We start from the raw sequence: 6,433 nt of genomic DNA, 5'->3' as shown, positions 1-6,433 counted from the left end.
AGCCAGGTCGCGGACATCCACGATGTTGAAGCCGAGCCGCGGATTGCCGCGCAACCGGCCGTCGAGCAGGCGGCCGACCAACTGCACCGAACCGAGATTGTCCGTGCTCAACACCGGCCCCAACACCGCGCCAGGCAGGATCGTGGCCAGGCTGGTCGGGCCGGCATGGGCGGCCATGAAATCCCAGGCCGCCCGCTCCGCCAGGACCTTCGACTGGCGATACGCCGACATCAGCCTGGCGTTTGGGTCGGTCCATCGGGTTTCGTCACTGACGCCGTCCGGGCCACGCGGCGGCGGGCTGGCGGCCGCGGTCGAGGAGGTCATCACGACACGCCCGACCCGGGCCTTCACGGCGGCACGCAGCACCCGCAGCGTGCCGTCGCGGGCGGGGACGATCAGCGCGTCGGGATTTCGGGGCGCGTCGGTGCCGAGCGGGGACGCGACATGCAGCACGTAATCGCAGCCCGCCATCGCCGCGTCCCACCCCTCATCCCGGGTCAGGTCGGCCGCGAAGACCGTCAGGCGGTCGCCGGGATCAACGCCGGCGGCAGCCATGGCCGCGTACACCGCCGGCGCCTTGGCCTGGCTGCGCACGGTGGTGCGCACGGCATAGCCGTGCTGCAGCAGTTCGACGATGCACCAGGCACCGACAAATCCGGTCCCGCCCGTCACCAGCACCGTCCCGGCCGGCTCCGCTAAGGGCACCGCCCTGTCTTGGTCTATTGTCGTGGTGGTCATGATCCAGCTCCGGTTGCGGCGCTGGATATTGTTCGTCACGAATAGGAACAGTAGATTATGATCTGGAACTTCGGTGTCCTGAAAATGGAACAATGAGCGAAAAGCTGGATCTCAGCGGCATGGCGCTGTTCGTGCGGATCGTCGAGGACGGTTCGTTGAGCGCGGCCGGCCGGACCCTCGGTCTGCCCAAAGCGACGGTCAGCCGACGCCTGGCGGCGCTGGAAGCCTCGATCGGCACGCCACTGCTGACGCGGTCGACCCGCGCGCTCGGCCTGACCGACACCGGCCGGCGCTTCTTCGAGCGCGTCCAGGCCATCGTCCATGACGCGACGGCCGCCCAGTCGGAGATCCGGATCGCGAACATGGAGCCCGCCGGCTTGCTGCGGGTCACCGTGCCGGTGGCCTTCGGACAGGGCGTCATCGCGCCCCGGCTGGTGCGGTTCCTGGAGCAGCATCCCCGCATCCAGGCAGATCTTCACTTCAGCGACGAGCGGGTGAACATCATCACGGAAGGCTTCGATCTCGCCATCCGCATGGGCGACCTTGCTGACAGCGACCTGATCAGCCGCCGCCTGGCGGATATTCCGATGATCGTCGTCGCCGCACCGCCCTACTTGGCGGCCCGCGGCGTGCCCCAGGAGGTCCGCGACCTGAAGCACCATGTCGCGATCCTGACCCAGCGGACGCTCGACCACTGGACCATCGGCGGCGAGACGGTGCGGGTGCCCTGGCGCATCAGCACCGGCAGCATGATCGTGACCCGCGACGCCGCCCGGGCCGGGCTGGGGCTGGCGCAGCTGCCGGAGTTTTTCATCGCCACGGACCTGGCCGACGGGACGCTGGTACGGATCCTGCCGCAGCATGATCTGCCGACATCACCGGCGACGGCCCTCTACCCACGATCCATCGTGCCGTCACCGGCGCTCCGCGCCCTGCTCGACGCCCTGCCGGAATGGTGCGGCGCCGGAGCACCCCAAAGCTGCGGATGAGGTCCGATATGAGCAAGACTGTGGCCGGGAAGAAACAGGCGGCGGCGGTCGCGCAGGGCTGGTGTCTCTGTGGCCAGGTGCAGCTGGAGATCGACGTCCCGGCGCGCTGGGCCTGGCACGACCATTCCAAGGCTAGCCGCCATGCCCATGGCGCCGCCTATGCCACCTATGTCGGCAGCTGGCGCAGCCGCTTCCGCATCACCAAGGGCGCCACGGAGATCTCCCGCTTCGAGGACGAGGCGACGGGGGCCGCGCGAAGTTTCTGCGCCCGCTGCGGCACGCCGCTGGTCTATGAACGGGCCCATGCGCCGCAGATGGTGAACCTGCCCCGTGCGCTGTTCGAAACCCGCACCGGGCGAGAGCCGCTCTATCACATCGCCATCGAACAGGCGCCGGAATGGGCCTATCGGGGTGAGCCGCTGCGTCCCCTGAAAGGCTTTCCCGGCGTGATGTGGGAGCGGCCGGGCCGGAAGAAGCCGCCCGAACCCGATTTCTGACCCCTGCGTTATGGCTTGGCGATGGGGACCGGCGGCACCGGCAGCAGAACCTCGGAGGCGATCTTCCAGTCCTTGCCGGTCTTGAGCCAGTCGATGACGATCAGAAACGGCTTGGGCGTGCCGTCCTGCCCGGCATAGGACACGGTGATGGTCACCGGCGCATAGGATTCCGCCACCTGGCGGGTGAGGCCGACGACCTTGACCTTCGCGAAATCGGGCTCCAGCACGATGGGGCCGGACGCGGCGATGTCGTGCAGCTTCTGGTCGATTGCTGCGTTGCCCCAGAAGCCCGCCCAATTGCCCTCGGCCGGAATGGCACTCTTGGCCACCAGCAGGACCGAGGGGGACTGCCAGTACAGCCCCTGCAACGTGTCCAGATCATGCCGGTTCGCCGCGGCCATCAGCGTGCCGAAGCGCGCCTTGATAGCGTCCAGGGTCTTGGCGTCGAGCGGGTCCCGATAGGCCGTCGTGGCCGCGACCGAAGGTCCGGCGGCCAGAGCCGCCAGGGCGACGGCAACGGCGGCAAACATCTTCTGCATGTCCAGCAATCCTCTATGGGTGGGAGGCGGCACTACGCCTGCTTCTTGGCGATGTTGGCGGCGCCCCAGAGCGAGCCGGGATTGGCGCGGTCGGGATAGATCTCCAGCATGGCGTCGTAGAGCTGGCGCGCGGTCGTCGTGGCCGCGTTCAGCCGGTTGAAGTCGGCGATGTACTGGCGCGTCTCGCCGATGATGCGGGGATTGTCGTCGTTATCCGGTAGCTTGTGCCCGGCGATCACCGCCTTCGGCTTCAGGGTATCGAGCCGGTCGAGCGTGGCGATCCATTCCAGCCGGCTATGTGTATCGGTCTCGCCGAGATAGGGATGGATGCCGTTGTAGACGGCGTCGCCACCGACGAGCAGCCCGATCGACGGGACGTGCAGGCAGGTCGACTGTGCCGTATCGGTCCGCCCCGCATTCACGGCGACAAGCCTGTGCCCTTCCAGCTCCAGTTCATTGTTTTCGAGCGGCTCGGCGACCAGCAGGCGGTCCGCGATCTGGCCGGGAAACAGCCGGCGCCAGAAATTCTCGATCGATTCCGGCGACAGATGCGCGTGCATCGCCGCGACCACCTCCGGCGTCGCGACCGCCCTGGCCTTCGGAAAGCGTTCCAGCAGCGAGGCGAGGCCAAAGAAGTGATCGCCATGGCCGTGGGTGATGTAGATCGCCGTGAGATTTTTGCCGCTGGCGACGACCCAGTCCAGCAGGGTCTGTGATTGTTCGTTGGTGAGGAACGTGTCCACCAGGACGGCATCATGCTTGCCGGAGATGAGAGTCGATGAGTTCGCCACCCACATCAGCTCTTCCTTGCCGGGCGGCAGGTCGCGGCTGAGGCCGGGGCGCTTGATCGTCAGCACATCCCAGTGAAGGTCCGTATCGGTGGCGCCGGTGGTGCTCATTGTCGGTTCCATGGCTGGTTGTCGGTTATGACGGGTCGAGCAGATGTTCGCGAAACCAGCCCGTCGCGGCGGCTTCCGCCTGCGGGAACTGGCCGAGATAGGCATCGAAATGACCGCCCGGCAGCAAGGCGAGCCGCTTGGGCTGCAGCGCGCGCTCATAGGCGGCCAGCGCGAGATCGGCGACCGTCAGCCTGTCGTCGCGGGCGACCACCAGCAGCAGCGGGGTCGGCGACACGCGGGCAATCCAGCGGCCCGGCTCGTACATTCGCGCAGCACGCGTCGAGCGCAGGGTGATCTCGTTCTCCCAGAGACCGGCGGGAAGCGGCTGCTGGTAGAAAGCGACGGCATCCGGGGAGCGATAGGCGGCCGGGACAGCTGGATCGGCGCTGACGACCACCTGCCGGCGCGGCGGCTCGCCCCGCAACTGGGCTCTCTCATCCTCGTCGAAGGCCTGCTCCAGCGCGGGCCTCGCATCCGGCGAGACCCGCCGCAGCCCCTGTTCGTAGCCGCTGATGGTCGGCACCTGCGCCACGACGCAGCGCAGACGGCGATCGGTGGCACCCAGCACGATGGCGTGCCCGCCGGCATAGCTCGACCCCCACAGCCCAATGCGCGCCGGATCGACCTCCGGCCTCGCCTCCAGCCAGGAGATCGCGCGGCGCCAATCCGCAACCTGCCGCCAGGGATCGATATCCCCGCGGATGTCGCCGCCGCTCGCCCCGAAGTTGCGATGATCGTGCACCAGCACGACGAAGCCCGCCGCGGCGAAGGCTGTGGCGAAGCGCTCGAGGCCATGCGCCTTGGTCCCGGCGAAGCCATGCGCCATGGTGATGGCCGGGCGCGCGCCGGGTGCCTCGGGCAGGAACAGCCAGGCGTCCAGCTCGATCCCGCCTTCCGCGGGAATCCTCACATCGGTCTTCGCAACCAAATCCGGCCTCCTGGCAGATCGCCCGACGTCGCCGCCGGGCAGGCGCAAAGCGCTGCCTTGACAGCCTCCACCAGGGCGTCGATAAATAATGAATGACCGGTCGTCTTGAATTAGTCAAGGAGCTTTGAGATGGACTCCCGCCCTGCCGCCCGACGGGGCCCGAAGCCGAAGCCCGACACCCGCGCCAACCTCGTGCAGGCGGGCCTGCGCATGATGCATGCGGAGGGATATGCGGCGACCGGGATCCAGGGCATCGTCGAAGGGGCCGATGTTCCGAAGGGCTCGTTCTACAACCACTTCCCAAGCAAGGAGGCCTTCGGGGCGGAGGTGATCGACGCCTATTCCGATCGCGCTCAGGACAAGCTGCGCGATTTTCTCTGCGATCCCGGCGTGGCGCCCCGCGCCCGGCTGGCGGCCTATTTCGACGACCGGATCGAGGTGTTCCGAGCGTCCAACTACACCCGCGGCTGCCTGATGGGGAATTTCAGCGCCGAGGCCGCAGATCACAGCGCCCTGATCCGGGAGCACCTGGTCCAGCAGTTCGCGGCCTGGAACAGCCTGTTCGAGGCCTGTATCGCCGAAGCCCAGGCGCAGGGCACGATCGGCCGGCAATTTCCTGCGGCGCTGCTGGCCCGCTTCACCATGAACAGCTGGGAAGGCGCGCTGCTGCGGATGCGGGTCGAGAAGAGCGACGCCCCGCTGATCGAGTTCAAGGAGATCGTCTTCGGCGGGCTTCTCGCCTGACGACAGGCACGAAGCGAAAGGGCTCCGGCGACAAGGCCGCCGGAGCCCGTCGCGATCCTAGATCTCGGGGTGACGGTCGCCGAGGCCGCCCCGGCGTTCGAGCAGAGCGCCCAGGCGCAGGATGGTGGCTTCATCGTGCCATCGGGACACGAGCTGGATGCCGATCGGCAGCTTCTCCGAGCTGAAGCCATACGGCACCGACAGCGCGGGAAGGCCGGTCAGGTTGAACGGCGAGGTCGCGCGCATGACGTGGGTCCACGGCACCGTCACGCCGTCGACGACCAGTTCCTGGGCCCCGTGCGGCGTGGCGGTCATCGGGTTGACCGGGCACAGCAGCACGTCATACGTCTCGAAATATCCGGCAAACGCCGACCGGAAGGCCTCGACCTGGATCTGCGCCGCCAGGAAATCGGCAAAGGACGGATCCGACATCGCCACGATGCCGGCACCGACCGCGTGCAGCTCGGCTTCGCGGCCGGCCGCGAGCGCCTTGATGGTGGGGACGATTTCGCCATAGACGGCCGTCATCAGCGCCGCGAGCGGATCACCCCGTTCCATGAACGGCAGCCGCACCTCCTCCACCGCATATCCGAGATCGGAAAGCTGCGCCGCGGCGGCCGCGACGGCGGCGGTGATCTCGGGGTCCACCGGTCCGAAGGCCGTGTCCGAGACCCAGCCGATGCGGAGGGGCCGGCCGGCGATCCCACCATCGCCCGTCCCGGCATCCCTGGCATGGACGGCATAACCGTCGATCCCGTCCCGGCCGTTGAGGATCGAATAGCCGAGAGCAACATCACCCACGGTGCGGGCCATCGGGCCGACATGCCACCAGCGCGACAGCACGGTCGGGTAATGGCCGGTGTAGGGAATTCGGCCATGGGTGGCCTTCAGTGCGGCGATGCCGGTGAAGGCGGCGGGACCTCGCAGCGATATCATGACGTCGCTGCCAATGCCGATGGGCGACATGCCGGCTGCGAGCGCAGCCGACTCGCCACCGGAGGAACCGCCGGGCGTGCGCTCGAGATTCCAGGGTTTGTTGGTGCGGCCGGTCACGAGGTTGTCGCTCTCGGTCCAGAAGGAGAACTCAGGCACATTGGTC

At 67.8% G+C, this 6,433-nt stretch carries 8 protein-coding genes; 3 read left to right on the top strand and 5 right to left on the bottom strand.

Translation table 11 applies throughout. The features are described from left to right. Positions 1-738: NAD-dependent epimerase/dehydratase family protein (locus tag AC3XYG_RS39350; protein WP_489145360.1), on the bottom strand; the 738-nt coding region annotated here is incomplete at its 3' end. 92 nt (positions 739-830) lie between these two features. On the opposite strand from AC3XYG_RS39350, the gene AC3XYG_RS39345 reads away from it, so the two are divergent. Both AC3XYG_RS39345 and AC3XYG_RS39340 read left to right on the top strand, forming a co-directional pair. Then, positions 831-1,727 (top strand): LysR family transcriptional regulator, encoded by an 897-nt coding sequence (locus tag AC3XYG_RS39345; protein WP_489145359.1) that lies wholly within the window; start codon positions 831-833, stop codon positions 1,725-1,727. A gap of 8 nt (positions 1,728-1,735) precedes the next feature. Continuing rightward, positions 1,736-2,224: a GFA family protein gene (locus AC3XYG_RS39340; protein ID WP_489145358.1), complete on the top strand. Its 489-nt coding sequence runs from the start codon at positions 1,736-1,738 to the stop codon at positions 2,222-2,224. 8 nt (positions 2,225-2,232) lie between these two features. Here the strand turns inward: AC3XYG_RS39340 and AC3XYG_RS39335 are convergent, their stop codons facing one another. The 3 genes from AC3XYG_RS39335 to AC3XYG_RS39325 are packed head-to-tail and all read right to left on the bottom strand — an operon-like array spanning position 2,233 to position 4,590. After that, positions 2,233-2,763 (bottom strand): hypothetical protein, encoded by a 531-nt coding sequence (locus AC3XYG_RS39335; protein ID WP_489145357.1) that lies wholly within the window; start codon positions 2,761-2,763, stop codon positions 2,233-2,235. Between the two features lie 32 nt (positions 2,764-2,795). Further along, on the bottom strand, positions 2,796-3,767 hold the full coding sequence (locus tag AC3XYG_RS39330; RefSeq protein ID WP_489145356.1) for an MBL fold metallo-hydrolase: 972 nt from the start codon (positions 3,765-3,767) through the stop codon (positions 2,796-2,798). After that, positions 3,688-4,590: an alpha/beta hydrolase gene (locus tag AC3XYG_RS39325; RefSeq protein ID WP_489145355.1), complete on the bottom strand. Its 903-nt coding sequence runs from the start codon at positions 4,588-4,590 to the stop codon at positions 3,688-3,690. Before AC3XYG_RS39325 ends, AC3XYG_RS39330 begins: the two co-directional genes overlap by 80 nt. 129 nt (positions 4,591-4,719) lie before the next feature. Here AC3XYG_RS39325 and AC3XYG_RS39320 point away from each other — a divergent pair, with 129 nt between their 5' ends. Continuing rightward, complete coding sequence (locus AC3XYG_RS39320; RefSeq protein ID WP_489145354.1) at positions 4,720-5,334, top strand: TetR/AcrR family transcriptional regulator; 615 nt, start codon at positions 4,720-4,722, stop codon at positions 5,332-5,334. A gap of 57 nt (positions 5,335-5,391) precedes the next feature. Here the strand turns inward: AC3XYG_RS39320 and AC3XYG_RS39315 are convergent. Continuing rightward, the coding region (locus AC3XYG_RS39315) for an amidase (protein ID WP_489145353.1) at positions 5,392-6,433 on the bottom strand (1,042 nt) is incomplete at its 5' end.

This window comes from Inquilinus sp. (genome assembly GCF_057815775.1).
The sequence above is the reverse complement of the archived record's forward strand: the minus strand, read 5'-3'. Positions and strand labels throughout refer to the sequence as shown.

What these genes read in the sequence shown, in the direction of transcription:
- AC3XYG_RS39345 (WP_489145359.1), top strand. Translation starts at nt 831, where the DNA reads ATGAGCGAAAAGCTGGATCTCAGCGGCATGGCGCTGTTCGTGCGGATC.
- AC3XYG_RS39340 (WP_489145358.1), top strand. Translation starts at nt 1,736, where the DNA reads ATGAGCAAGACTGTGGCCGGGAAGAAACAGGCGGCGGCGGTCGCGCAG.
- AC3XYG_RS39335 (WP_489145357.1), bottom strand. Translation starts at nt 2,763, where the DNA reads ATGCAGAAGATGTTTGCCGCCGTTGCCGTCGCCCTGGCGGCTCTGGCC.
- AC3XYG_RS39330 (WP_489145356.1), bottom strand. Translation starts at nt 3,767, where the DNA reads ATGCCTATCTCGGCCAGTTCCCGCAGGCGGAAGCCGCCGCGACGGGCT.
- AC3XYG_RS39320 (WP_489145354.1), top strand. Translation starts at nt 4,720, where the DNA reads ATGGACTCCCGCCCTGCCGCCCGACGGGGCCCGAAGCCGAAGCCCGAC.